This is a genomic window from Gordonia sp. w5E2, assembly GCF_036540975.1.
GTDB classification, from domain to species: domain Bacteria; phylum Actinomycetota; class Actinomycetes; order Mycobacteriales; family Mycobacteriaceae; genus Gordonia; species Gordonia jacobaea.
The window spans coordinates 3,254,175-3,279,758 of the sequence record NZ_CP144213.1; the positions used below are offsets into that span (position 1 = coordinate 3,254,175).

General features: G+C 66.1%; 26 protein-coding genes. 8 read left to right on the forward strand and 18 right to left on the reverse strand.

Annotated elements, in window-relative coordinates; translation table 11 throughout:
* Positions 1–62: 62 nt before the first annotated feature.
* From nrdI to RND64_RS14665, 3 genes are all read right to left on the reverse strand, one after another.
* Positions 63–575, reverse strand: a complete 513-nt coding sequence (gene nrdI, locus RND64_RS14655) for a class Ib ribonucleoside-diphosphate reductase assembly flavoprotein NrdI (protein WP_200903228.1) — start codon at positions 573–575, stop codon at positions 63–65.
* Positions 576–613: 38 nt separating this feature from the next.
* Complete coding sequence (gene nrdH, locus RND64_RS14660; RefSeq protein ID WP_005174646.1) at positions 614–847, reverse strand: glutaredoxin-like protein NrdH; 234 nt, start codon at positions 845–847, stop codon at positions 614–616.
* Between the two features lie 340 nt (positions 848–1,187).
* Complete coding sequence (locus tag RND64_RS14665) at positions 1,188–1,781, reverse strand: NADPH-dependent FMN reductase (protein WP_049698450.1); 594 nt, start codon at positions 1,779–1,781, stop codon at positions 1,188–1,190.
* A 112-nt stretch (positions 1,782–1,893) separates the two neighbouring features.
* Here RND64_RS14665 and RND64_RS14670 point away from each other — a divergent pair, with 112 nt between their 5' ends.
* Both RND64_RS14670 and hpxO read left to right on the forward strand, forming a co-directional pair.
* On the forward strand, positions 1,894–2,523 hold the full coding sequence (locus RND64_RS14670; protein ID WP_049698451.1) for a TetR/AcrR family transcriptional regulator: 630 nt from the start codon (positions 1,894–1,896) through the stop codon (positions 2,521–2,523).
* Positions 2,524–2,608: 85 nt separating this feature from the next.
* The gene (hpxO, locus tag RND64_RS14675; RefSeq protein WP_049698452.1) at positions 2,609–3,766 is read left to right on the forward strand and encodes an FAD-dependent urate hydroxylase HpxO; all 1,158 of its coding nucleotides are present in this window, start codon (positions 2,609–2,611) and stop codon (positions 3,764–3,766) included.
* Positions 3,767–3,796: 30 nt separating this feature from the next.
* Here the strand turns inward: hpxO and eccB are convergent, their stop codons facing one another.
* Complete coding sequence (gene eccB / locus RND64_RS14680) at positions 3,797–5,341, reverse strand: type VII secretion protein EccB (RefSeq protein WP_049698453.1); 1,545 nt, start codon at positions 5,339–5,341, stop codon at positions 3,797–3,799.
* A 288-nt stretch (positions 5,342–5,629) separates the two neighbouring features.
* Here eccB and eccE point away from each other — a divergent pair, with 288 nt between their 5' ends.
* Entirely contained in the window at positions 5,630–7,381 is a 1,752-nt protein-coding gene (gene eccE, locus RND64_RS14685; protein ID WP_049698454.1) for a type VII secretion protein EccE, read from the forward strand.
* 51 nt (positions 7,382–7,432) lie between these two features.
* On the opposite strand, the gene manA is transcribed toward eccE, so the two are convergent.
* The 3 genes from manA to RND64_RS14700 all read right to left on the reverse strand — a co-directional run bounded on the left by manA (position 7,433) and on the right by RND64_RS14700 (position 10,398).
* A complete protein-coding gene (manA, locus tag RND64_RS14690; RefSeq protein ID WP_049698455.1) occupies positions 7,433–8,698 on the reverse strand; it encodes a mannose-6-phosphate isomerase, class I in 1,266 nt (421 codons plus the stop codon).
* Positions 8,698–9,819, reverse strand: a complete 1,122-nt coding sequence (locus RND64_RS14695) for a hypothetical protein (protein ID WP_049698456.1) — start codon at positions 9,817–9,819, stop codon at positions 8,698–8,700. The genes manA and RND64_RS14695 overlap by 1 nt, the downstream gene beginning before the upstream one ends.
* A 75-nt stretch (positions 9,820–9,894) precedes the next feature.
* A complete protein-coding gene (locus RND64_RS14700; RefSeq protein WP_049698457.1) occupies positions 9,895–10,398 on the reverse strand; it encodes a DUF3499 domain-containing protein in 504 nt (167 codons plus the stop codon).
* Between the two features lie 238 nt (positions 10,399–10,636).
* On the opposite strand from RND64_RS14700, the gene RND64_RS14705 reads away from it, so the two are divergent.
* Entirely contained in the window at positions 10,637–11,113 is a 477-nt protein-coding gene (locus RND64_RS14705) for a metallopeptidase family protein (protein WP_049698626.1), read from the forward strand.
* Positions 11,114–11,117: 4 nt separating this feature from the next.
* Here RND64_RS14705 and RND64_RS14710 read toward each other — a convergent pair whose 3' ends face one another.
* Positions 11,118–11,375 carry a WhiB family transcriptional regulator gene (locus tag RND64_RS14710; protein ID WP_197494574.1) on the reverse strand — a complete coding sequence of 86 codons (258 nt, stop codon included), beginning with the start codon at positions 11,373–11,375 and terminating at the stop codon, positions 11,118–11,120.
* Between the two features lie 609 nt (positions 11,376–11,984).
* Between RND64_RS14710 and cofD the strand changes: the two genes are divergently transcribed.
* From cofD to RND64_RS14725, 3 genes are read left to right on the forward strand one after another with little or no spacing between them, the layout of a single operon-like run.
* Entirely contained in the window at positions 11,985–13,031 is a 1,047-nt protein-coding gene (gene cofD, locus RND64_RS14715; protein ID WP_331436086.1) for a 2-phospho-L-lactate transferase, read from the forward strand.
* Entirely contained in the window at positions 13,028–14,407 is a 1,380-nt protein-coding gene (locus tag RND64_RS14720; protein WP_331436087.1) for a coenzyme F420-0:L-glutamate ligase, read from the forward strand. The genes cofD and RND64_RS14720 overlap by 4 nt, the downstream gene beginning before the upstream one ends.
* The gene (locus tag RND64_RS14725; RefSeq protein WP_331436088.1) at positions 14,404–14,982 is read left to right on the forward strand and encodes an NUDIX hydrolase; all 579 of its coding nucleotides are present in this window, start codon (positions 14,404–14,406) and stop codon (positions 14,980–14,982) included. Before RND64_RS14720 ends, RND64_RS14725 begins: the two co-directional genes overlap by 4 nt.
* Positions 14,983–15,021: 39 nt before the next feature.
* Here the strand turns inward: RND64_RS14725 and glgC are convergent, their stop codons facing one another.
* Complete coding sequence (gene glgC, locus RND64_RS14730; protein WP_049698462.1) at positions 15,022–16,236, reverse strand: glucose-1-phosphate adenylyltransferase; 1,215 nt, start codon at positions 16,234–16,236, stop codon at positions 15,022–15,024.
* 113 nt (positions 16,237–16,349) lie between these two features.
* Between glgC and glgA the strand changes: the two genes are divergently transcribed.
* On the forward strand, positions 16,350–17,516 hold the full coding sequence (glgA, locus tag RND64_RS14735; protein ID WP_331436089.1) for a glycogen synthase: 1,167 nt from the start codon (positions 16,350–16,352) through the stop codon (positions 17,514–17,516).
* On the opposite strand, the gene RND64_RS14740 is transcribed toward glgA, so the two are convergent.
* From RND64_RS14740 to RND64_RS14780, 9 genes are all read right to left on the reverse strand, one after another.
* Positions 17,495–18,424, reverse strand: coding sequence for a putative RNA methyltransferase (locus RND64_RS14740; RefSeq protein WP_442903976.1), 930 nt, complete (start codon positions 18,422–18,424; stop codon positions 17,495–17,497). The genes glgA and RND64_RS14740 overlap by 22 nt on opposite strands.
* Positions 18,421–18,588, reverse strand: a complete 168-nt coding sequence (locus RND64_RS14745; protein ID WP_004019232.1) for a DUF3117 domain-containing protein — start codon at positions 18,586–18,588, stop codon at positions 18,421–18,423. Before RND64_RS14745 ends, RND64_RS14740 begins: the two co-directional genes overlap by 4 nt.
* A 114-nt stretch (positions 18,589–18,702) precedes the next feature.
* A complete protein-coding gene (locus tag RND64_RS14750; protein ID WP_049698464.1) occupies positions 18,703–19,077 on the reverse strand; it encodes a DivIVA domain-containing protein in 375 nt (124 codons plus the stop codon).
* A 36-nt stretch (positions 19,078–19,113) separates the two neighbouring features.
* Positions 19,114–20,157 (reverse strand): glucosyl-3-phosphoglycerate synthase, encoded by a 1,044-nt coding sequence (locus RND64_RS14755; RefSeq protein WP_064870330.1) that lies wholly within the window; start codon positions 20,155–20,157, stop codon positions 19,114–19,116.
* Entirely contained in the window at positions 20,154–21,029 is an 876-nt protein-coding gene (gene folP / locus RND64_RS14760) for a dihydropteroate synthase (protein WP_331436090.1), read from the reverse strand. The genes RND64_RS14755 and folP overlap by 4 nt, the downstream gene beginning before the upstream one ends.
* 73 nt (positions 21,030–21,102) lie before the next feature.
* Positions 21,103–22,878 carry a long-chain-acyl-CoA synthetase gene (locus RND64_RS14765; protein WP_331436091.1) on the reverse strand — a complete coding sequence of 592 codons (1,776 nt, stop codon included), beginning with the start codon at positions 22,876–22,878 and terminating at the stop codon, positions 21,103–21,105.
* A 57-nt stretch (positions 22,879–22,935) separates the two neighbouring features.
* On the reverse strand, positions 22,936–23,472 hold the full coding sequence (locus tag RND64_RS14770) for a TIGR00730 family Rossman fold protein (protein ID WP_331436092.1): 537 nt from the start codon (positions 23,470–23,472) through the stop codon (positions 22,936–22,938).
* Complete coding sequence (locus RND64_RS14775) at positions 23,469–24,242, reverse strand: TIGR00730 family Rossman fold protein (protein ID WP_064870417.1); 774 nt, start codon at positions 24,240–24,242, stop codon at positions 23,469–23,471. The genes RND64_RS14770 and RND64_RS14775 overlap by 4 nt, the downstream gene beginning before the upstream one ends.
* Positions 24,243–24,541: 299 nt before the next feature.
* Positions 24,542–25,576: an aldo/keto reductase gene (locus RND64_RS14780; protein WP_331436093.1), complete on the reverse strand. Its 1,035-nt coding sequence runs from the start codon at positions 25,574–25,576 to the stop codon at positions 24,542–24,544.
* Positions 25,577–25,584 lie beyond the last annotated feature (8 nt).

Consider the following 25,584-nt stretch of genomic DNA (forward strand, 5'->3'; position numbering starts at 1 on the left):
GTGCGTGTGGAGGTGATGGAAGGTTGCCGGATGGTCGAGACGATAGTGGGCGCTACCGACACTCAGGCGCGGACGTTGACGGCCGTCTCGGGATCGACGAAGGCGTCGCTTCGCGAGAAGTCGACCAGTCCGCTACGGACGCGGTCGACGTCGTCGGAAGTGCCCATGAGCTCGAATCGGTAGAGGTACGGAACGGAGCACTTACGGGAGATGATGTCGCCCGCGAGGCAGTACTCCTCGCCGAAGTTCGTGTTCCCCGCGGCAATGACGCCACGGATCAGCGAACGATTGTGTGTGTTGTTTAGGAATTTGATGACCTGCTTCGGCACGAAACCGTTGCTTCCCGTCGACGACGGTTTGCCGCCACCGTAGGTGGGACAGATCAGGACGTAGGGCTCGTCGACCTCGAACACGGCACCCCCTCGCCGCTCGCCGTCGAGGACCGGGATGCGCGCGACGCGCATTCCCAGCTTCTCGACAAACCGATGGGTGTTCTCCGACACCGATGAGAAGTAGACGATCAGCGGTGACTCGAGAGACGTGTGCGGACTAAGAGATGGTGCTGTGAGAGACATTCGATCCGGCTTCCCCTTCGGATCGTGATGCGGAGGCTTCAGGCTGCGCGTGTTGCCAGAGCTTTGATGCGATCGAGACGGAAGCCCGACCAGTGCTCATCGTCGGCGACGACGACGGGGGCCTGCAGGTAACCGAGAGCCATGACGTAATCGCGAGCGTCTGCATCCTGGGTGATGTCGACGACCTCGTACTCGATCCCCTGCTTGTCGAGAGCCTTGTAGGTGGCATTGCACTGCACGCAGGCCGGCTTGGTGTAGACGGTGATGGCCATCAGATTGCTCCTCGGTCGTGGTGACGTCGTACTGCCTCAGGTGATTCTCCAGTGTGAAGATAGTGATCTGGGTCACCGACCTCACCGCCGTCGCTGAGGGTTACAAGCGATCCCCGTCGTCGGCCTTGCTGGTGTCCCAAACACTACACCTTGTGTCTGACATTTGGTTGCACCACTAGAGCTTGTAATCACATTGATGAAAGTCGCAGGTCGCGGGCCTACACGATCGTGAACTCCGGCGTGTCGCCTCGCGAAACGCAACGGCCGCCCTGGTCGGGACTCACACATTTGTGATTCTTCCGACACGGGCGGCCGTCACAGACTCTCGCCGATCAGCACCTCATACAGCTACGGCAACCTCGGATCCCAGTACCCGCACGGCGTCGACGGCCCCGTCGATGACCTCGGCGGGAAGTCGGCCCGAGTCGCCGAGCTGGCTTCCGGATACTCCGAACTCCACCTCCTCGACGACCTGCCCACCCGCGATCTTCACCGACTTGCGAATGTCCTCACGCGACCACGCGCCCCCGAAGCGCCCCAGCGCCACCCCGATGACACCGACCGGCTTACCGGTCAGCGCGCCCGAACCGTAAGGCCGGGACAGCCAGTCGATGGCGTTCTTCAGCACCGCGGGAGCCGACCCGTTGTACTCGGGCGTGACGATCAATACGGCATCCGCGGCGGCGACCCGCTCCCGGAGCGCGACGACCTCGGGATCGAGTACGCCATCGCCCGAACCCGGCGCGTAGTCGATGTCTTCGTTGTAGAACGGCACACGACCGATGTTGTCGACAACCGAGAACTCGATGCCCGCGGGGGCCTTGTCGACGACGGACTCAGCGAGCTGCCTGTTGATCGACGCCGACCTCAGGCTGCCGACCAACACCGCGACCGTGACGTTGGCGTTCTGTGCTGTGATGTCGTGATCTGGCACGAGACTTCTCCTTTCCATGGCGTTACACTTGCTTGGTAAACCGGACCGCGGTCCGATTTGTTCCACCAGATTCGATCCGCAGTGCGGATCCGTCAACCGTTAGGCTCATCACATGCGTAAAGAGGTCGAGGGAGGACCACGGTCACTGCAGTTGACCCAACCCGACAGCGTCGAACGCGCTGACGCGGCACGTAATCGGCGATTGCTGCTCGCCGCAGCGAAGAACCTCATCGACAACCACGGCGCCGCCGCGGTCACCATGGATGCGGTCGCGCGCGAGGCAGGCGTCGGCAAGGGCACCGTGTTCCGGCGGTTCGGTAGCCGAACCGGGTTGATGTTCGCCCTCCTCGACCACTCCGAATCGGAGCTACAGCAGTCCTACCTCTCGGGCCCCGCACCACTCGGACCGGGCGCCGCTCCCCTCGAACGCCTCCTCGCCTACGGTGCCGCGCGGTTGAAGATGAACGCGGCTCACCTCGACATCCTGCTCGAGGCAGATCTACCGGGGACCGAGTTCTGGAGCCATCCCGTCTCCCAGGCATCGAGCATGCACGTCCAGATCCTGCTGCGGCAGTTGGGTTTCCCGGATCCCGTCGAGGTGACGGCGATCGCCCTGTTGACTCCGCTCGGCGCCACCGCCGTCAAGCACCTGACCGAGGTCGTCGGCCTCGACCTCGAGACGATCATCACGCAGTGGCAAACGATGGTGACCTCGATGGTCGGCGGCTTGCCAGTGCGCTGACGATCACACGCCGCCACACAATCGACCTCGCCGCGCGCGACGCCACGATCGGCCCTAGCCTGTTCATGGTGGAAGGGAAGACAACGTGAAGGCAGTCATCATCGGTGCAGGCATGGGCGGCATGAGCGCCGCCATCGCCCTGAAGCAACTCGGATTCGACGTCGAGGTCTATGAGCAGGTGACCGAGAACAAGCCGGTCGGCGCCGCGATCTCGGTGTGGTCCAACGGCGTCAAGTGCCTCAATCACCTCGGACTCGAGGAAGAGACCGCGGCGCTCGGAGGCATCGTGGAGACCATGAGCTACATCGACGGCCACACCGGCGAGACGATGTGCCGGTTCAGCATGCAGCCGCTGATCGACGAGGTAGGCCAACGCCCCTACCCCATCGCGCGGGCCGAGCTGCAGCTCATGCTCATGAACGCCTACGGATTCGACGACATCAACTTCGGCATGAAGATGGTGTCCGTTGCAGACGGACCTGACGCGGCCACAGTACATTTCGCCGACGGCACCAGTGCCAGCGGCGACATCGTGATCGGTGCCGACGGCGCGAAATCGCTGACTCGCGAATATGTTCTGGGCGGTCCGGTCACGCGACGCTACGCGGGATACGTGAACTTCAACGGCCTCGTCGCCACCGATCCCGCCATCGGCCCGTCGACCGAGTGGACGACGTACGTCGGTGACGGCAAACGGGTTTCGGTCATGCCGGTCGCGGGCGACCGCTTCTACTTCTTCTTCGACGTCCCGATGCCCGAGGGGCAGCCCTTCGAGCGGGGAACCGCCCGCGAGGTGCTCACCAAGGAATTCGACGGCTGGGCACCAGGGGTGCAGACGCTCATCGAGAAGCTCGATCCCGCAACAACGAACCGCGTCGAGATCCTCGACCTCGACCCGTTCGACACCTGGGTCAAGGGCCGCGTGGCGGTACTCGGCGACGCCGCGCACAACACCACTCCCGACATCGGGCAGGGCGGCTGTTCGGCGATGGAAGACGCCGTGGCCTTGCAGTTCGCCTTCCGCGATCATCCCGACGACGTGTACGCCGCGCTCGACGACTACCAGGCCGCGCGTGCCGAGCGCGCGGGCGACCTCGTCCTGCGTGCCCGCAAGCGCTGCGACGTGACACACGCGAAGGACCCCGAGAAGACAGCGCAGTGGTACTCCGAACTCCGAGAAGAGGACGGCACCAACATCATTCGCGGCATCGTCGGCAACATCGTCGGCGGTCCGGTCACCTGAGCACCCAGCAGCGGGTAACCGCGGGGCGCTCTAGCCGCCGGTCTGCTGCGCGCTCTCCGGCGGGTTGACCGCGATGCCTGCCGGATCGGGAGCCACGCCGTCGTGCGCGACGAGCGCGTTCTCGCGCGAGAGCGTCGGCCCCGCGACGAGCAGTGAGATCACATCCCACGGAGCGGGTGTCGGCGATGCGCCGAGTCGCAGAACCGACCCCGTCTTCGCGTCCGGCACACCGTAGCGCACACCGGTATCGGCGACGTAGAAGCGCGATTCCGCACGCGCACTGTCTGATTCGTTGCCGGTGACCTGAACGTAGGCGCCCGACCCCGGTCGCACGTACACCTGGTCGACGCCGGGACCCGATCCGTCGGCGCTCGCGACCCGCACCGGTTTCGACCCGTCCGGCAGCGGCAGCGAGTCCCCGACGAGAAGCGTTGTCCGAGCGGCGTCGGCGTCAGCACCGCGCACCCAGGCCCGGCACACGGTGCCCTCGCTGGGTGTGACGAGATGCGGTGTCGTCGTGGGGAAATCGGCGATCGGCAATTCGTCGCGCATCGGTGTCGATGCGACGACGCCCGGCGCGACGGTTGCCACGGGCGCGGCGTCGTCGCGTTCCGCGAGTCGGAGAATCTCTGCCGCCGCGGCACTGATGGGCTGCACACCACCGCGCAGCACCACGTAGTACTCGACGACACCGTTGGCCGCGGATGTCTTGATGACCGAGCCGACGCGTGCGTCCCCGGCCCACAGTGAACCGACACCTGCGGGTGAACTCATTTCACCCTGCCCCGGAATGTCGGGGAGCGTCAACGGGTCGACTTCGGGAAAGGTGTTGAGTAGTCCGCGACTGATCGGCCGCGGCGTCCGGCCCTCGAGTCCCAGCGCCCGCAGCACCGGAACACTGGAGGTATCCACCTGCGCGCGAACGGGTGTCGGGTGGCCGTCACGGTCGAGTTGGTAGATCAGGAACACACCCGAGCCGTCGGTCACGTACAGGGCGTCGTCGGCGCCTGCGGCGCGGATGTCCGTCCCGAATACCGGTTCGCCCGCGACGACCGACAGCGCTCCGGCCGCCGCGCGTCCCGACCCCGCACCGATCCCCGACGTCCCATCGGCCGCACTCGCATCGATACTGTCGCATACCGTCCACGCGGAGACGCGCGAGACCGGCAGGGCCGACGGCGCACCGGGAATGCCGAGCAGCGGACCGCGCGGGTAGCGGGCCAGCTTCTTCTCCGACGCCGACGCCGGCTTCTCGTCGCTGCCAGTGATGAGTCGTGCCGACGCCAGGTTGAATACCGGGTGCACGGTGCCGTCGATGACGACGTAGGTGCCGCCGGTTTTCGCCGCGATGATGGTCGACTTGCCAACGGAGCCTTGCGGACTGACAAGGCCCCACACCGCAAATCCCGCGAGCACGAGCACGCCGAGAACCGCCCCGACCGCCAGCGCACGCCCCTGTGATCGCATCGGATCGTGCAACATGCGCACATCTCGACGGATCAGCGCGTGATCGAGGCGCCGCAACAGGAATCTGTATCCGTTGACCTGCGCTCTGGTGGTCAGTTGACGCGCCATCGCTTCCCTCCCCCACTTCGTCACCCGCGCACTCCCGCGGCACCGCCTGTGTCAGGGGACTTCTCACGTGACACGTAGCGGCACAACGTCGCGACGGCTGGCCGGCGCGGTAGTAGCCTAACCGAACCAGACCCGCGCAAAACCGACAATCCGACGTTGCACCTCGCCTGTGGACAACGCACGATTCGACGCACAGCGGCGCGGAAAACGCTCTACTACTGGGTGATACGTATATGGGGCCGCCGGTGCGCGGGCTGGTACCGGGTGTGGCGAGAGGGGAGCAGGTACATGGCGTTCGACACGGGGCCGTCCGCACGATCACGGCTACCCGGATTCGCGACACTGGTCGGGATCGAGGCGCTGCTGGCAGCCGGGTTCGTCGGCTGGTGGGTCGCGGGCGGCCGAGCGGGGGTCGCCGCACTCGGCGTGGCAGCGCTCGTGGCGTTGACGCTTGTCCCGATAACAGGCCGACAGTCTCTGGCGGGCAACATGATCCGTCGGCTCGGCTTCTACTGGTCCCGAGCCAGACGTCGACTCCCCGAACTCGCACCCGCCCCATTCGACGTACCGACATCTGGTCGCCGACAGCGCGTCTCGCCGACTGGTCTATCCACAGAAGATGGCCCTCTCGGTGTCCGCTGGGCAGGGGGCACGATGATCACCGTCCTGAGGGTCTCCCCCGCACGCTGCACCCCGACGTTCCTGTCCCCCTTCGGCTGCGAAACGGCAGAACCAGAGCTGCCGCTGGCGACACTCGCCGGGTGCATCAACCCCTTCGACATCCCTCTCTCGTCGATCGACGTGATCAGTCACGGTGTCCGAGTCGGCGGAGCGGGACAAGCGGCCGCTATCTACGAACGCACCCTCGGCCCGCTTCCCGCGACGACGCACCGCAGCACCTTCGTCGTCCTGCGACTCGATCCAACCCAATGCCCCAGCGCGGTTGCCCGCCGCGGCGGAGGCGCGACCGGCGCGCTGCGGACCGCGACCATCACCACGCGGCGGGTGGCGCGTCGACTTCGCGAATGCGGCCTCGTCGCCACCCCGCTCACCGCAGGCGAGATGGATTCGCTCACAACGCAATTGACGCATGGCTCGGAGCTGAGCTCGATGAGAGAAGGATGGTCGCAGGTCATGGCGGGACGAATCCGCTTCCGCACCGCGACCATCGACCCCCGCGAGCTACCGCGCGTATTCGGTACGGCCTGCCCGGCAGCGCTCGCGACGACGCTCACCCTCACTCTTTCCCACGGACAGGACGGCAACCTCCGGGTGCGCGCGCTCATGCGCGTCGACGACGTCCCGGACGCCGGACGCGTCGTCGACACCTGGCCGACAGGGGCGACCCCGCTCGACGGACGGCAGTTCGACGCCCTCGCGGCGTCGCTTCCCTATGCCGCCGCGCATCGGGTGCACCGCGGACTGCACGCGACGTCGGGCGCACAGGCACACGCCCTGCTCGGCGCTCTGCGGATTCAGGTGAGTGGCTGCGGCCAATTGATCGGCGCCGATCACACCGGTCGTGCCGTCACCTCGCGACTGTTCGGCCCCGGCATATCAGAGGTCTCCCTGGTCGGCGATACACGCCTTGCCGCACAGGTCGTGCTGCGGATCGTCGCGACCGGAGGCCGAGTCGTGGTGCACACCTCGCGTCCGGATGGATGGCAGCACCTCGTCGCGCGCGTCGGCGATCATCGAGTCCTGACATTCGCCGACCCCCACGGTGGTCGTGACGGCGGCGGCCGGATTCACCTCTTCGACGGTGTCGCGCCACGCCCCGTGTCGGCGGGTACGACAAGGATCGTCGTCACCCACGATCAGGGGTCGGACAACGAATCTGCCACTACTGCAATCGAATTGAACACGGTCGAAGTGAGACAAGATCGGACACAACCGCACGACGTGACGCTGCGAACATCCGATGCCTGCGTCCGCGTCACGATGGTCGCGACGCCGGAGGAGTCGAGCTTCACCGGCCCGCTGCCCGTGCAGCCGATGCCCTACCCCGGCCGTCCCGAACGGTCCGGACTACTTGTCTGAGAACAGCTTCGCGTCGGGCAGCGGTTAGTGCCGCAGCTATCCGCGCCGCAGCTATTCCTCCGCGAACGACCCCGCGGGGTCGTTGACCGGAACTCGTGCGCGGAAGAACAGCGCCCGACTCGACGACGCTCGCACGACGACATCCGGGTCATCGTCGGGAATCCACGCCGCGTAACCCGACGGGACCGACAGTGGCGTGTCGCCCGGCAGCCGTGCCTCGATGGTTCCCCCGAGCGCGGCAAGGATCTGCGGACCGGGCATGTCGAAGCAGATCGACGACGGTTGGTGAAGGCCCGTACCCTCCAACTCGACACGCGAGAGCCGGAATTCGGGCGCAGGCGTCAAGTAGATCCGCTCGGTGCCGACGGTGCGGATTCTCGGCTTGAGATCGTCGGCGTCGACCGGGGTGAAGTCGAGGACGCGGAGCAGCTCGGGCACGTCGATGTGTTTGGGGGTGAGGCCACCACGCAGCACGTTGTCGGAGTTGGCCATGATCTCCACTCCGGTACCGCTCAGGTAGGCGTGGAGTACCCCGGCGGGCAGGTACAGTCCTTCGGTTGGCGAGAGGTGAATCCGGTTGAGCAGCAACGACGCGAGGACACCCGGGTCGTTGGGGTAGATCTCGCCGAGCTCGAGTGCCGTACGCAGTTCCGGGCCGAACCGCGATCCCGCGTTCAGCGCATCGACCGCTCCCGCGAGTACGGCGGGAACCACGGTGCGCAACCGTGATTCGGGCAAGGTGAGCCACGTGGTGAACACCGCGCGCAGCCCTTCGGCGTCCGGTTGGCCTGCCAGCAATCCCAGGTACGGGTCGAGCTCCGAGACCTGCAGTTCGCGCAATAAGTCGATCGTCTGCGCCGGATCGCGGAAACCGGCCAGCGCGTCGAACTCGGAGATGGCGACGATCAGCTCGGGCTTGTGCGAGGCATCCTTGTAGTTGCGCGTCGGCGCATCGATGGGTATCCCGGCGGCCTCTTCACGCTCAAATCCTTCACGGGCCTGCTCAGCACTGGGGTGAGCCTGCAGCGACAACGGTTCGTCGGCGGCAAGTACCTTGAGCAAGAAGGGAAGTCGGTTGCCGTACCGATCTGTTGTCGCGGCACCGAGCGCCTGCTGCGGATCGTCGTCGATCACGTCGAGCAGCGTGCCATCCGGCCCGCCGTCGGCGCCGAGGACCGTTGCAGGCCCCTCCGCGTGCGCGCCGAACCAGAGTTCTGCCTCCGGATGCGGCGAGGGAACCGGCTTCTGACGCAGCGACGCGATAGCCGTTCTCGACCCCCAGGCGTAGGGGCGGACCACCCCGTCGAGCAGTTTCATCAGTCTCCGATTCCGGTCAGGCGCAGATACACCGCGGCGATGTCGACACGCAAAGCGAGAAGCACATAGCCGACCAGGTCGGCGGGTCCGTCTGCCAGATCCTCGGGACCGACAGGTCCTGCGGGATGCGTAGCCGGATCGGCACCGTCGACGTCGCCGAACACCGCCTCGGCATCCGGAATGCCGACAATTCTGCGCTCGGCATACCACTGCTTCGACGCCGTCGTGACCGCGAGCACCCGCGGCGGTTCGGCCGCCAACGGTCCGTCGATCTGCGGGTCGTGAAAGATCGAGTCGACGGCGGACGCGCCCCCCGCACTCCACGACTGCAGCGAAATGCTCGCCACGGCGTCGATATCGGCTGTGCCGCACACCTTTCCGGACAATGCGAGCAGCGACTTCGCGTTGCGGGCGGCGACCACCGAGGCTGCCGGGCCGTCGCCGGTCCACACGACCCGACGATCTGCCAGCCGAGCTGCCAACATCTTGGCGCGGTTGTGGAACGTTTCGCGGGCGGGATGGTCTGTCGCCGCCTCGTCGTCGAGTGCGTCGGCGATGTCGCTCACCAGCGGCGCCGGACCGGTGAACCGCACATCGGACAGCGACGCGAATACCGCCAGCAACGTCGCGACGTACACCGCGAATCGAAAGCGCGGGTCGACGCGCAGACGAGGCGAAAGGTCGATTCCGCCGCCGCCCAACGCATCTCGCAACGGCCCCTCGATGGGTGCTGCGACGACGACCTCGGCGCGTCGACGCTGCGCACGCGCCGCGGCATCGGCGAGCGCCATGTCGCCCGCGTCGTCACCGGCGACGACGACCACGTCGAGCGGGCCGACCCAGCCCGGCAGGGCGGGTGCAGACACGATGGGCACGTCGACACGGGTTGCCACGCAGGCCACGACGAGCGCGACCGCATCGCGGGCAACACTCGACGTTCCGTGCACGATCACAACGCTTCGGGGCCGTAATGCCGCCAGTGGCTCGAGTACGCCCTCACGCATGGCCTCGGCAACGGCACGCACCTGCGCACCGGTCAACGCCGCCGCCTGCAGTAGACCCTCGGAGTCGCCCGCAATCAGGTCGTCGACATCATCGAGGTCGGCGGCATCCGTACGCATAGAGTCAGCCTAGCGACGCATGGCGTCGCTGCCCACACACAGCCATATTCTGATCCACCAGATCTCGCGGGCGCGTCAGTCGACCGGGTCTGGCAGCACACGAAGGTGCCCCCGCCTGCCAGGACGCGGCTTCACACCCCCGCTACGACGCGCGGCGTCGGACCCCGAACGCACGTCGGGGCTCGGGCGGAGATCGGTCGTAGACGTACCTGCGCGGTGACGGCCTGCCCGAACGTCGTCGAACGCCTCCTGGTCGAAACCCGGCGCACGGCCCACGGCACCCGCGATGCCGCGCGCACCGACCTCGCGCCCACCGACTTCACGTACAGCCTCGGCAAGGGCCGTCAATTCGTAGTCTTCGGCGACCGGCGCCGAGAATCCCCGCTCGCTGCGGAGCATTTCCCACCCGCGCGGCACGGTGATGCGTCGTGCATGCTCGTCACACAGATCCCACGAGTGCGGCTCATCCGACGTGGCGAGAGGACCGATGACCGCCGTCGACTCGGCGTACACAAAGGTCAGGGTCGCAACCGCCGACCGGGAGCAAGCCGGGCGGCAGCATTGTCGGGGAAGCTTCACAGCAGAAAGATTAGTCCCACGCCCCGGCGAACGGTGTTTCGACACGCGGCTCGAGGTCTGACATGGGATGCGAGGGCCGACACGCGGCGCGGACGGCCCGACACGCGGCCCGACGCCTCCGAGTCGACACCGGTGGGTGGAGACTTACAATCTCGGCATGCGTATCGAACGGCGGCGCGCAACGCGCGATCGAGGCCAGGGTTCGCCGGTGCGCTCCTCGGAGAACCGGGTGTCCGATATGCGGCTCTCGGCTGTGCACGCAGCGCGTCGAGCACGCCGCGACCGACGGGGCCGGGGGCTGCGCTCCCCGCTGTTGCCGCAGGGCGTGCCTGCGTGGCGCAGCAAATCGGACGAATTCGACACGGTTGTCCTTGAGGCGTTCGCGGAGATCGACGCTCGCTGGCACGACGAGCTCTCCGGACTCGACATCGCCGTCGACGAAATCCCACGTCTGCTGCCCCGCGACCCCGAAACCGTGCAGTGGCCCGACGAGGTGACCGCCGACGGAGCCGTCCCGCTTGCGCGTCTGATGCCCGCGGGGGTCGATGTCCACGGAGCGCCGACCAGGGCGCAGATCATCCTGTTCCGCCGGCCGCTGGAGAGCAGGGCGAAGAAGGGCGAGGACCTACTCGATCTCGTTCACGAGGTCTTGGTACAGCAGGTCGCAACACACCTGGGTCTCGACGAGGACATCATCGACCGGGGACCCGAGTAAACCGTCAGATGATGCCGCGCTTGAGGCGGCGACGCTCACGCTCGGAAAGGCCGCCCCAGATCCCGAAACGCTCATCGTTGTGCAGGGCGTACTCGAGGCACTCGGCCTTCACCTCGCAGCCCTGGCAGATGCGCTTCGCCTCACGAGTGGAGCCGCCCTTCTCGGGGAAGAACGCCTCCGGATCGGTCTGCGCGCACAGCGCGCGATCTTGCCATTGGTCTTCGATTGCGTCGAACAAGCCCTCGAAGTCGTTGGGCACCAAGGAAAGATGACGGCGCTGCAAGTTCTCGTCAGCGCCAAGTGAAACCTCGGGCGTCCCGATCTCAGGTGTCCCGATCAATGAATCATCAACGGGCCCAAGGGTTGTGTAGTTCGCATCCCCACTCAACGGGGACGCGATCTCTGAATGTCCGTGTGGTTCAAGGGGATTGCCGATCGCGTTGTCGAATGCCATCGTCGGCGCCTCCTGCCTGGGAAGTCGTTGTTCTCTGTCGTCACAGCGGCGCGGCATCGGTGCCACACCACCACTCATACCCGTACATTCTCGATCTTCACCAAGTGTCCGGCGCGATCTGGCACCACCACGGTGTCCGATCAACCTTTCCGAATTCGAACAAGTGATCGAACTTCGTTGCGGTGCACCGATTCTCGATCTCGAACCAGAAATGACACTGATGTGATTAGACACGCCAGAGACGTGTCCGGTCAAGTTGAATCAAAATATTCCTTAATACCATCGACCGACAAGAACTCCCCGTAAGACACGAGTTGTGTTGCGCGGACACATCAATGTCACATCAGATGCGAATGGCGGGCGCGGCGTCGTGGTCCATGATATCGACTCGATCCCGACTCACTAGAGTGGGTCGTTGTGAAGGTGACGGTACTCGTCGGCGGTGTCGGCGGCGCACGATTTTTGTCCGGGGTCCGCGAACTGCTCGGTCCGACGCCGTTTCCGGTTGCCGCGGGCGACTCGGCATCGAGCAACGGAAACGAGATCACCGCGGTGGTCAACGTCGGTGACGACGCATGGATGCACGGCGTGCGCATCTGTCCCGACCTCGACACCTGTATGTACACGCTCGGCGGTGGAATCGACCCGGAGCGCAGTTGGGGTCGAGCCGACGAGTCGTGGCACGCCAAGGAGGAACTGGCCGCATACGGCGCAGACCCGGACTGGTTCGGACTCGGCGACCGCGACCTGGCGACGCACCTGATCCGCACCCAGATGCTCGATGCGGGCTACCGGCTCGCCGATGTGACCGCCGCACTGTGTCGGCGATGGCAGCCCGGCGTGCGACTACTGCCCGCAACCGACGAACGACACGAGACACACGTCGTCGTCGCCAAATCCGATGGGAGCGAAGGCGAACGCGTCGCGATCCATTTTCAGGAATGGTGGGTCAAACACCGTGCGCAGATCCCGACCTTCGGGTTCGCACAGGTCGGGTCGGACGACACCGCACCGGCACCAGGGGTCGCCGAGGCGATCGCCGACGCCGACATCATCCTGCTCGCGCCGAGCAATCCCGTGGTCAGCATCGGGGCGATCGTCAGCGTTCCCGGCATCCGGAGCGCGTTGCGCACCACGTCGGCGCCAGTGGTCGGCATCTCGCCGGTGATCGACAATCGTCCGCTGCGGGGAATGGCCGACGAGTGCCTGTCGGTCATCGGCGTCGAGTCGTCCGCTGAGGCCATCGCCGCCCACTACGGAGCCCGCAGCGCCAACGGCATCCTCGACGGGTGGCTGATCGCCGAGGGCGACACCGCACACGTCGACGGCATCGCCATCGGGACGGCACCGCTGCTCATGACCGACCCGCAGACCACTGCCGTGATGGTCCGTGACGCGTGCGCCCTCGTCGGCGTCGACATTCCGCGGGCTGCGCACCCCGACGCGGCCGGAGACGCTCGATGATGGCCGACGCCGGCGCAGCGTCGCGAAGCGGAGCACTCCGCGACCACCGCGCCCCCGCGGCTCTGGAGATCATCCCCGTCACCGGTCTGCCCGAGTTCGACACCACGACCGACCTCGCAGCGGAGATCACACGCCGCGCCCCGTGGTTACGCGACGACGATGTCGTCGTCGTCACCAGCAAGGTGTTCTCCAAGACCGAGGGTCGGATGATTCCGGCGCCCACCGACCTCGACGAGCGTGATGCGCTGCGGCGCAAGCTGATCGACGCCGAGTCCGTGCGCGTCCTCGCGCGCAAGAACCGCACGTTGATCACCGAGAACAAACTCGGCCTCGTGCAGGCCGCCGCGGGCGTCGACGGCTCCAATGTGCCGACCGACCAGATCGCTCTACTCCCCGAGGACCCCGACGGCAGCGCACGACTGTTGCGCGAAGCCATCGCGAGACTCACGGGTCACCACGTCGCGGTCATCGTCACCGACACGATGGGCCGTGCCTGGCGTACCGGACAGACCGACGTCGCGATCGGTGCGTCGGGAATCGCCGTGAGCCACCCCTACGAGGGCGGCGAGGACTCGTACGGCAACCCGTTGATCGTCACCGACATCGCCGTCGCCGACGAGATCGCGTCCGCCGCAGATCTGGTGAAGGGAAAGCTCGACGGCGTTCCGGTTGCGGTGGTGCGCGGGCTTCGCGTGCACGACGACGGATCGACTGCCGCGCGACTCGTGCGACCGGCCGACGAGGACCTGTTCCGCCTCGGCACCGCCGAAGCCATCACGCAGGGCAGGGTCGAGGCGATCCTGACCCGACGATCTATCCGCGACTTCTCGTCGGAACCCGTTGCGCCCGAAGATCTCCGGGCCGCATTAGCCGACGCGCTGACAGCGCCGGCGCCCCACCACACCCATCCGTTCCGTTTCGTCTGGGTGCGATCTCGTGAGCGTCGAGTCCGTCTGCTCGACGCGATGGGACACGCGTGGCGAGCCGACCTCTCGTCGGACGACAAGTCACCCGAGTCGATCTCCAAGCGTGTGCGGCGCGGCCAGATCCTCTACGACGCACCAGAACTGGTGATCCCGATGCTCATCGGCGACGGCGCGCACACCTACCCCGACTCACGTCGCAACGCCGCAGAGCACACGATGTTCACCGTCGCCGCAGGCGGTGCGGTCGCGAGCTTGCTCGTCGCGCTGTCGGTCCGCGGGCTCGGTAGTTGCTGGGTGGGATCGACGATCTTCGCGCCGGAGGTCGTGCGTCGCGAGCTCGACGTCGACCCCTCGTGGGAACCGTTGGGCGCCATCGCGATCGGATACCCCGCCCAACCGCAGCAGCTACGCGAGCCGGCTCCGACCGACGAGTGGGTGATCGAGCGATGAGCGCTGATTCCCTTCACTCATCGGCCGTCGAACTTCTTCGGTCATGGAATGCGCAGGCGCCCGAACAGGATTCGCTGCGACACGCCTATCTCGCTTTCCTCGACGCGCAGCCGGATGCGTGTCTGCGCCGCAGCGTTCCCGGACATCTCACCGCGTCGACAATCGTGTTCGATGCCACGCACGCCCACGTCCTTCTGACGCTGCATCCGCGTGTGGGCAAATGGATTCAGCTCGGTGGGCACTGCGAAGAGTCCGACGACTCGATCGCCGACGCCGCACTCCGCGAGGCGCGCGAGGAGTCGGGAATCGACGACCTCACACTCGGCGCGCTGGCCCAACTCCACACCCACCCCATCACCTGTTCTCTCGGCGAGCCCACCCGACACCTCGACGTGCGCTTCGCCGCGGTCGCGCCGTCGCAACCGGGTGGCGGGCTTCCCCACTTCGATATCAGCTCGGAGTCAGACGACCTGCGCTGGTGGCCGGTAAACGCGCTACCCGCCGACGACGGCACCGAGATCGAATCCCTCGTCGCCGCCGCGCTGGCGCAGCTCGAGGCCCGACAGCAGCGTTGAGAGCAGAGGGTTGAGAGCACCCTGCCGCGGGCATGCGCTTTAGATGCGGATGCCCTTGCCCACGGTGACCACCTCGCCGTTGCTGACGGCGAAACGATCGCGGTCGGCGGCGATGTCGACGCCGACCTGCTGGCCGTCGGAGACGACGACGTTCTTGTCGAGAATCGCGTGCCGCACGACGGCGCCCTTGCCGATCCGCACACCGGGCATCAACACACTGCCCTCGACGATCGCGCCGTCTTCGACGTGCACGTTCGCGGAGATCACCGACTGCGACACCGTCCCACCCGAGATGATGCTGCCGCCGCCGACGACGGAATCCTGCGCGGAGCCACCCTGCACGAACTTGGCGGGCGGAACATTCAACGACTCGGCGCGGATCGGCCAGTTCTGGTTGTAGAGATTGAAGACGGGGTGCACCGACACGAGATCCATATGGGCGTCGTAGAACGCGTCGAGCGTTCCGACGTCACGCCAGTAGCCCTTGTCGCGTTCCGTGGCCCCGGGAACCTCGTTGTCCTTGAAGTCGTACACGTAGGCGGCCTTGCGGTCGACGAAGCTCGGGATGATGTCGCCACCCATGTCGTGATCGGAGTCGGCATCGGCAGCGTCCTTGATGATCGCCTCGACAAGCGCATCGGTGGTGAACACATAGTTGCCCATCGAGGCAAAGGTGACGTCCGGATCGTCAGGTGTCCCAGGCGGATTGCTCGGCTTCTCCAGGAAGCGGGTGATCTTGCCCGAGTCGTCGGAGTCGATGACACCGAAGGCCGACGCCTCGACGCGCGGCACCCGGATACCGGCGACTGTCACCTCGGCGCCGGACGCAATGTGCGCCTCGACCATCTGCGACGGATCCATTCGGTACACGTGATCGGCACCGAACACGACGATGTACTCCGGCTGTTCGTCGAAGATCAGGTTCAGCGACTGGTAGATCGCGTCGGCGCTGCCCGTGTACCACCGCGGACCGAGACGCTGCTGCGCCGGAACGGGCGTGATGTACTCGCCATGAAATCCTGATGTCCACCAGGTTTGCGAGATGTGACGGTCGAGTGAGTGCGACTTGTACTGTGTCAGCACGCAGATTCGTTCGTACCCCGCGTTGACCAGATTCGACAGCACGAAGTCGATCAGCCGGTACGCACCACCGAACGGAACGGCCGGTTTGGCGCGGTCCTTGGTCAACGGGTACAGGCGTTTTCCCTCGCCACCGGCGAGGACGATTCCGAGAACGTGCGGCTGCGATCTCACACTCCCAACTTAACCGCCAACCACCAGTGGGGCCATACGAATCGCGGGTCCGTTCTCGAGCGATTCCACACGCGAATGGCGAAGTCGGACGCATGGCACTAGCGTCAGGACCCATGAGGGTGGCGATGATGACGCGGGAGTATCCACCCGAGGTCTACGGCGGCGCCGGAGTCCATGTCACAGAACTGGTCCGGCATCTCCGAAGTCTCGTCACCGTCGACGTGCACTGCATGGGCGTTCCGCGCGACGACGCCTTCGTCTACTCCCCCGACCCCGCGCTGGCCGACGCCAATCCGGCGCTGTCGATGCTCTCGACAGACCTTCGGATGACGCAGGGAGCGGCCGACGCCGACATCGCGCACTCGCACACCTGGTACACCGGTACCGCCGGGCACCTCGCGGCTCGCCTGTACGGCATCCCACACATCCTCACCGCCCACTCCCTCGAACCGTTGCGGCCATGGAAGGCCGAACAACTCGGCGGTGGTTACCAGGTGTCGAGCTGGTCGGAACGCAACGCCGTCGAGTACGCCGACGCCGTCATCGCGGTCAGTTCGGGCATGCGCTCCGACGTGGTGAACGCCTACCCGCGGTTGGACCCCGAGCGAGTTCACGTCGTGCGCAACGGAATCGACACGACGCTGTGGTACCCGGTCGAGGAGCCCTACAACCAGGAGTCGACGTTGGTGCGGCTGGGGGTCGATCCGTCGCGTCCCGTCGTCGCGTTCGTCGGGCGCATCACGCGCCAGAAGGGCGTCGGGCATCTCATCGCCGCCGCACATCACTTTGATCCGGCGATCCAGCTCGTCTTGTGCGCGGGCGCCCCCGACACCCCCGAGATCGCAGCACAGACCGAGGCCGCCGTCGCCGAACTGGCTGCCGCACGCGACGGAGTCCATTGGGTGCGAGAGATGCTCCCGCTACCCCGAATCCGCGAAATCCTCACCGCAGCAGATGTTTTCGTGTGTCCTTCGGTGTACGAGCCGCTCGGGATCGTCAATCTCGAAGCGATGGCATGCCAGACGGCCGTCGTCGCGTCGGCCGTCGGTGGAATCCCGGAAGTGGTGCGCGACAACGTCACCGGACGACTCGTCCCCTACGACCCCACCGATGCTGTCGGTTTCGAACACGGAATCGCCGAGGCCGTCAACGACGTGGTGGGAGATCCGGCGGCCGCCACCGCGATGGGCGTAGCAGGACGCGAACGCGCAGAATCCGAGTTCTCGTGGGACTCCATCGCCGAACAGACGCTCGACGTCTACCGGTCGACGCTCGCCTGACACACCGTGACCGTCACCGCGACGGTGACCGGGGTCGTCGTCGATCCCGGCGCGAATGTGTGTGCGGCGCGCTCGATCTCGTCACGATCACGATGAAAGGCCGTCGGCCCCATGGACACGAGGTCGGCGATGGTCGACGCCGTCACGTCGCGACGCTCGCGAACCACCGTCTGCTCGACGGTCTCGAACCGCTGACCGACCGCGGCGGACACGGCGTCGGACTTGTCGGCAGACACCGACAGCATCGACATCGGCTCGATCAGTTCGGCGAGATGGTCCGGTTGCGGGGTGACGATGATCCACCGCCCACCGTCGCGCAGAATACGGGCGGTCTCGTCGACATTGCGCGGAGCGAACACCGACAGCACGACGTCGGCGCAGTCGTCGACGAATGGGAGGTCGCGCCAGACGTCGGCGACGACTGCACCGGCTCCGGGAATTCTGCGCGTCAAAGCGCGGGCACAGTATTTCGAGAGATCGACACCGACACCGCGAGCGTGTTCGACGCTGCCGAGTGAGGCCGACAGGTAGTGGCCCGGCCCGGCACCGAGATCGACGATCACCGGTGAACCCGTGTGGACCGATTGCGCCTGGGTGCCCCGAGCTGCAGCCGCATCGGCGACCGCGTTCACGACAGGATCGAGGACACCTGCGTCGTGAACGCGCAGGCGTGCTGACACCATGTCGGCGGTGTCGGACTTGAGCGAACCCGATCGACCGTCGAGCAGGGACACGTACCGCTGCTTGGCGATGTCGAACGAGTGCCGGAGCGAGCAGAACAGGCGTCGGCCCGGTTCATCGAAGGTGAGGGACTCGCCGCAGACCGGACAACGGAGCAGGTCGACAAAGTCGGTGATATCGCCGTCGGGCCCCGTGCTCCATGGTTCGGCTCGCGACTCCTGAGTCAGCCGGTGACCCCGCGCAGTTCTTCGCCGAGCGCTGCGGCTTCGTCCGCGGTCAGTTCGACGACGAGACGGCCGCCACCCTCGATAGGAATGCGGACAACGATCCCACGCCCCTCCTTGGCTGCTTCCAGGGGTCCATCCCCAGTACGTGGCTTCATCGCCGCCATTTCGCAAACTCCCTTCAGAGTTCTCTCGCCGTGGTGAATTCGACGACAGCGCACGGCTGCCGTGTTAATGATACGTGTTCACTGAATCGGCCCGACCGACGGACGCGAAAACCCCTAGTCGCGGTCGTTCTCCGACGGCGAGTCACCGGCGTGCGTGGAGTCGTAGACCGACCTGCTCTCGGTCGACACCGGCTCCGCGCCGTCACGTGCCTGCAGGGTGAGCACCACCGCACGCAGTTCGTCGATCTCCGCGGCAAGCCGCTCGAGCGCCCAGTCGACCTCACGGGGCTTGTAGCCGCGCACGGTCTGGGCGAACACAAGTGACCGCACATCGTCGCCCGCGATGCCCGCGGCGGGCAGGCGGGTCAGGGTTGTCTCGTCGTCGATCGGCGGCAGTTCTTCTCCACGACCGAACACGAACCACACGACAGCGAACACGGCGGCCACGACCACCACCATGATCAGCAGGTAGAGCAACAGCGTCTGCATGGAGAGAAGTCTATGACCGCCGTGGCGACGCTCAGGTCAGCTGGCCATCTCCTCGGCCGTCGCGTCGTCGCCGCGAATGGTGTTCATCGGCGGACGGTCCTCGAGATAGAGGTCGGTGGTGTGCGGAGTGAAGGTGCCGTCGGGCTCCGCGGTGAACTGGGTGAGCCCTGCGCCCGAGTCCTCGATGCCACAGCGTCGCATCAAGGTGCCGACGATCTGCCTGCTCATGACGCCCAACTCGATGAGCGGGCGGTTGCGATGCGTGCGGACGCCCAGGTTCACCTGGCCGATGCCGGAGAGTCCGTAGAGGTCGTAGGTGTCGATCAGCAGCCCGATCTCCACTCCGTACCCCGGCGCGAATGGGACGGCCGAGAGCAGCTCCCTCGTACCCGCGTACTCGCCGCCCAGCGGCTGGAGCACGGCGGTCAACTCAGGTTTCTGCGATGCGAGCAACGGCCGGGCCACCAGTTCGGTGACTCGCCCGCCGCCGTTGGCGTCCTGGGTGGCTCCGGTCCGCAGCGGACGTCGGTAGTAGCCCTTGACCAGGTGGATGTCCGGGTTGACGAGCAGCGGTCCGAGCATCTTGGGCACGAACATCGGGTCGGGATCGATGAGGTCGGAGTCGACGAAGGCGATGAGGTCGCCGGTGACCGCGGCGATGGACCGCCACAGCACCTCCCCCTTGCCCTTCACCGGCTCGAGTTCCGGGACGGCCTCCTCGCGGCTGATGACCCGGGCGCCGGCGGCGATGGCCCGCTCGGCGGTGGCGTCGGTTGACCCGGAGTCGAGGACGACGAGTTCGTCGACCAGCGTGCCGAGGAGGGGCCGGATCGTCGCGATCACATCGGCGACGGTCTCCTCCTCGTTGAGCGCCGGCAGTACGACCGACACGGTGCGTCCCTGCTTGGCTGCCACGAGTTCTTCGATGGTCCAGTCCGGCTGTTCCCACGTGTGCGTACTCGACCATGATTGCTCCTCGCCGATCGCGTCGGCGGGGGTCGGCCACATGGCTGTGCGGTCGCGATTGTTTGAAGCGGTCGCCCTGTGGCGAGCTTGGGTTCGACGTACCTGTTCGGTCATGCGAGTCCCCTGACTGTTCGGGCGGGTGGCCGTGTTCCCGCTATTGCAGCGACCATGTCGACGACTCGACGTGTGGCGGCGACCTCGTGGACGCGGAAGATTCGAGCTCCAGAAGCGGCGCTCAACGCTGTCGCGGCCAGTGTCCCCTCCACGCGCTCGTCGAGGTCCACACCCAAAGTCTCCCCCACGAAATCCTTGTTACTCAGTGCCATCAGCACTGGCCAGCCTGTATTAACAAGATCTTTTACGTGGCGTAACAGGAGCAGCCCGTGGTGAGTGTTTTTGCCGAAGTCGTGTGTCGGGTCGATAACGATTGAGTCGCGAGCCACGCCCTGCGCTTCGGCCGCTTCGGCCGCCCGGGTCACCTGGGCGATCACCTCTGCCACCACATCGGTCGGTTTCTCGCCGTAGGCGACGCGATGTGGACGTGTCCGGACCGCCATGCCGCCGGTGTGGGAACACACGATTCCGGCACGCCGCGCCGCGGCCACCTTGACCAGATCGGGATCGGCACCCGCCCACGTGTCGTTGATGAGGTCGGCCCCGACAGCGCACGCGCGATCGGCGACTTCGGCGCGCCAGGTGTCGACACTGATCAGCAGATCCGGGTAGCGCTCACGAATCCACTCGACCATCGGCACGACACGCTCGGTCTCGGTCGCGGCGTCGACTTCTTCGCCCGGCCCGGCCTTCACACCACCGATGTCGACGATGTCGGCGCCCTCGGAGACGACCTGCCGGATGCGTGCCTTCGCCGCGTCGTCGGAGAACGACGATCCACGGTCGTAGAACGAATCGGGCGTGCGATTGACGATGGCCATCACCAGGGCCCGATCGGCGGGCACCGGCCTACCGCACAGGGTCGCGTTCATGGGAGCCAGCGTAGCGATCGCCGCGCGTCACGGATCGACGGCGACCGCCGGCACTGGCGCGTTGTGCGCCTGTTCAGTTCTTGGGCACCGCGGCTTTCGCCACCTCGTCGGCATAACCGTCGTAGTACTTGACGTAACCCTCCGAGCGGCCCTTGAGCACGTAGAGCGGGTCGTCGCCGGTGTCGGAGTAGCTCTCGTCGCGAAGTTCGACCTTGCGGTTCTTGAACGTCGACGTGGCCTCGAGCTGGTCGACGACGCGGACGAACAGCGGAATCGCGTACGGGGGCAGGGCGTCGTAGAGGTGCGCCGCGAGTTCCTTGCCGTCGAGCTCACCTCCGTCGCGCAGAGTAATCGCCCCCATGCCCGCTTTGCCGTCGGTTCCGGGGACCTCGGCTCCGAAGACGACGGACTGGCCGACCTGGGAGAACCCGTCGAGTCCAGCCTCGACCTGGGTTGTCGCCACGTTCTCACCCTTCCAGCGGAACGTGTCGCCGAGGCGATCGACGAAAGCGATGTGGGAGAAGCCCTGATCGCGGACGAGGTCGCCCGAGTTGAACCACTCGTCGCCGTCCTTGAACGCGTCGCGGATGATCTTCTTCTCGGTCTCCGCCGGGTCGGTGTATCCGTCGATCGGGACGCGGTCGTTGATGCCGGAGATCAGCAGTCCGATTCCGCCACGCTTGACCTTGGTCAGTCGGCCGTCGGCGTTGCGCTGAGGCTTGCCCTCGTCGTCGTACTCGACGATCGCATACGGCAGTGGGCAGAACCCGGCTGTGCGCTCGACGCTGAAGGCGTTGACGAAGACCAGGTTGAGTTCGCTCGCGCCGTAGAACTCGACGATGCGCTCGATGCCGAAGCGTCGCTGGAACTCGTCCCAGATATCGGGGCGCATGCCGTTGCCGACGATGAGCCGGACGTCGTGCGAGCGATCGGTTGGCTTCTCGGGCTGGGCGAGGAGGTACCGGCAGAGCTCACCGATGTAGCAGAACGCTGTCGCGCGATTGCGGATCACGTCGTCCCAGAATTTCGACGCCGAGAAGTGCTTGCCGATCGCGATACACGCGCCGGCCGCGAGGACAGAAGAGAGCGAGACGCTGAGCGCGTTGTTGTGGTACAGCGGCAGCGGCACGTACATGGTGTCGCTGTGCTTGAGCCGAACGGCAAGCCCACCGATTCCGGAAAGGCTTGCAAGCCAACGGTTGTGGCTCATCACGCTCGCCTTGGGCATGCCCGTGGTGCCCGACGTGAAGATGTAGAACGCCTCGGTGGATGCGGGCAGTTCCGCGGTGATCGAGGGGTTGGTTTCCGGTTTCTGGTCGGCTTCCTTCTCGAACTGCTCGAAGTCGTAGACATGCGACGGCAGCACGTCGGCACTGATGGACTCGAGTGCCTCGCTGCATTCCGGGTCGAAGACCAGGACGCGCGCGCCGAGAAGCTCCACGCTGTGTTCGAGCACGTCGCCGCGCTGGTTGTAGTTCAACATTCCGGCGATTGCGCCGAGCTTGACCGTCGCGAGCATGAGCATCAGGTCGGTCGGGCAGTTCTTCGACAGGATCGCGACGACGTCGCCTTTGGTCACGCCGTCCTCTTGAAGCACCCCGGCGTACCGGTTCACGTGACGATTCGCTTCGCCGTAGGTGATGGTCTTGCCCTCGAAGCGGATGAACGGGCGCTCCGGATGGTCTGCAGCACGCTTGGCGAAGATCGACCCGATCGTGCGCTTGGCGTCGGGCGGCCGCCTGATGAGGCCCGGGGCGGCCTTGATCATGCCGACGGCGTCGGGAGCCATCTTGGCGACACCCTTCAGCAAGTCTGAGATTCCGACGACCTTGGTGGCGTCACCTGACATCTATTTCCACCCTCCGCTACGTGTGCCAACACGCGTCAAAACGTGTTCTTCGACACCTTACCGCTCAGTAGCAAACGCGATGGCGGCCGGCACCGTGTCCGCCACTTTCAGCCTCGCCAGTGACCGCTCTGACACAAACCCCTGGCCCTGCAAACGTCGCAGCCAGTCGAACAGCGGCGCATAAAAATCGAAGGGATCGCAGATGATGACCGGTTTGGCATGCATCCCGAGGTAGCCGCCCGTCCAGGTTTCGAAGAACTCCTCCAGGGTGCCGACGCCTCCCGGCAACGTGATGAATGCGTCTGCACGGTCGTCCATCAGTTGCTTGCGCTGTCGCATCGTCTCGGTGACGACGAGTTCGTCGGCATCGAGGTCGGCGACCTCGCGCTCCATCAGCGCCCGCGGGATGATGCCGATCGTCGAGCCGCCTGCCGCGCGTGTCGCCGACGCGACCGCGCCCATCATCGACACGTTGCCGCCACCCGAGACCAGGGTGTGTCCCGCGGCGCCGATGGCGGTCCCGAGGTCTGCGGCGAGGTCGAGGTAGCGCTCGTCGACCGGACCCGACGCGCAGTACACGCAGATCGCGGTCATCGGGTGGGAGTCGCGTCGACGATGATCTTCACCGCTTCCTCGGGTGTGTCGACGACGTGGAACAGGTCGAGGTCGTCGGAGGAGATCATCCCGCCCGCGAGGAGACGGTCGCGCATCCAATCGACGAGCCCCGCCCAGTGCTCACGTCCGAGCAACACGATCGGGAAGCGCACCACTTTCTTGGTCTGCACCAGGGTGAGCGCCTCGAAGAGTTCGTCGAGCGTGCCGAATCCGCCGGGCAGGCACACAAACGCCTGCGCGTACTTGACGAACATCGTCTTGCGCACGAAGAAGTACCGGAAGTTCATCCCGAGATCGACCCACGGATTGAGATGCTGCTCGAACGGCAACTCGATGTTCAGGCCGATGGAGCGCGAATCAGTATGTGCGGCACCGCGGTTGGCGGCCTCCATGACACCCGGACCACCTCCGGTGATGACCGCGTAACCCGCCTCACCGAGCGCCTTGCCCAGTCGGACACCGAGGTCGTACTCCGGCGTTCCCTCGGGGGTCCGAGCCGACCCGAACACCGTCACCGCCTCGGCGACGTCGTTCATCGCGTCGAAGCCCGCGACGAACTCGGACTGGATGCGCAGCACCCGCCAGGAGTCACGCATGGTGCGTTCTGCTCGAAGCGTCTGATCGCGTGGGTTCACCCACTGCAGCAGCCGCCGATCGGTGGTCTCCGGTCGCTGCAGATCTCGTCGGATGCGCATCGGTCCGACGTAGCAGGCACCCTCCTCGTCGATCACCACCTCGCCGCCTGGCATGTCGCCGCTCGCGTCGGAGTCGGTGGCGCCTTGCGGCGTGCTCGGCACAGCGTCGGACGAAGCATCTTCAGGTACGGATGACATGCAGGTCACGCTAGCAAGCCTGCAGGTGTCACCGATGCTCACTCGCGCATGCGCACTGCCGCCGCGAGGGTCGCTGCGGGTGGCGTAGCCGGCTCGAGACCGCACCTCGTCTGTGACGATCTACCTTCTGCACTGCCGAAGGTGCCGAGTGACAGATGAGGTGCGGACCATCGATGGTCGCGTCGAATGTGGCGCCGACGAATCCGCGACCGCCGTCAGACCAGCGGCGGCGACAGTTGCGCGAAGCCCTCCTGCCGCCGGTACGGGAAGTAGGGATAGGGCGCCTCGCGCTCGGAGACCGCGTCGAGGCGGGCCACCTGGGCGTCGTCGAGTGACCAGCCGACGCTGCCGAGGTTGTCGGCCAACTGCGTCTGCGTGCGCGCCCCGATGATCACGCTCGACACGGTCGGCCGACGCAGCAACCAGTTGAGCGCCACCTGCGGAATGCTCCGGCCGGTCTGCTCGGCGATATCGGCAAGTACATCCACGACGTCGTACAGGAGGTCGTCGTCGACGGGAGGTCCCGCGTCCGCGGTCACCGACAACCGGGACGGTCCGGTCGGCGTCACCCCGCGACGCAGCTTGCCCGTCAGCCGACCCCAGCCGAGTGGACTCCACACGATCGCGCCGACATCCTGGGCCACTCCGAGCGGCATCAGCTCCCACTCGTAATCACGACCGATGAGTGAGTAGTAGACCTGGTGTGCGACGTAGCGGGCACGCGCACGCCGCTCGGCAACCGCGAGTGACGACATCAATTGCCACCCACTGAAATTCGACACTCCCAGATACCGGATCTTGCCCGCACGCACGAGGTCGTCGAGGGCGTCGACCGTCTCCTCGATCGGAGTGCGGGCGTCGAAGGCATGGAGTTGGAAGAGGTCGATGCGATCGGTGTCGAGGCGTCGAAGTGCTGCGTCGACCGCGCTGATAAGGCGTGATCGCGACGTTCCGGCGTCGGTCGGCCGCGTTCCGGTCGGAAGTGCGGCCTTCGTCGACACGATCACATCGTCGCGTCGCCCCTTCAACGCTGCGCCGAGGATCTCTTCCGACGCCCCGTCCGAGTAGACGTCTGCGGTGTCGAACAGTGTCACGCCCGCGTCGAGGCACGCGTCGACCATCGCCCGCGCCTCGTCGACGTCGACACTTCCCCACGCGCCGAAGAAGTCGCCGACCCCGCCGAACGTCGCAGCCCCGAACCCGACCTCAGAGACGACGAGCCCGGAATTCCCCACGGTGCGATATTCCATATTTCCTC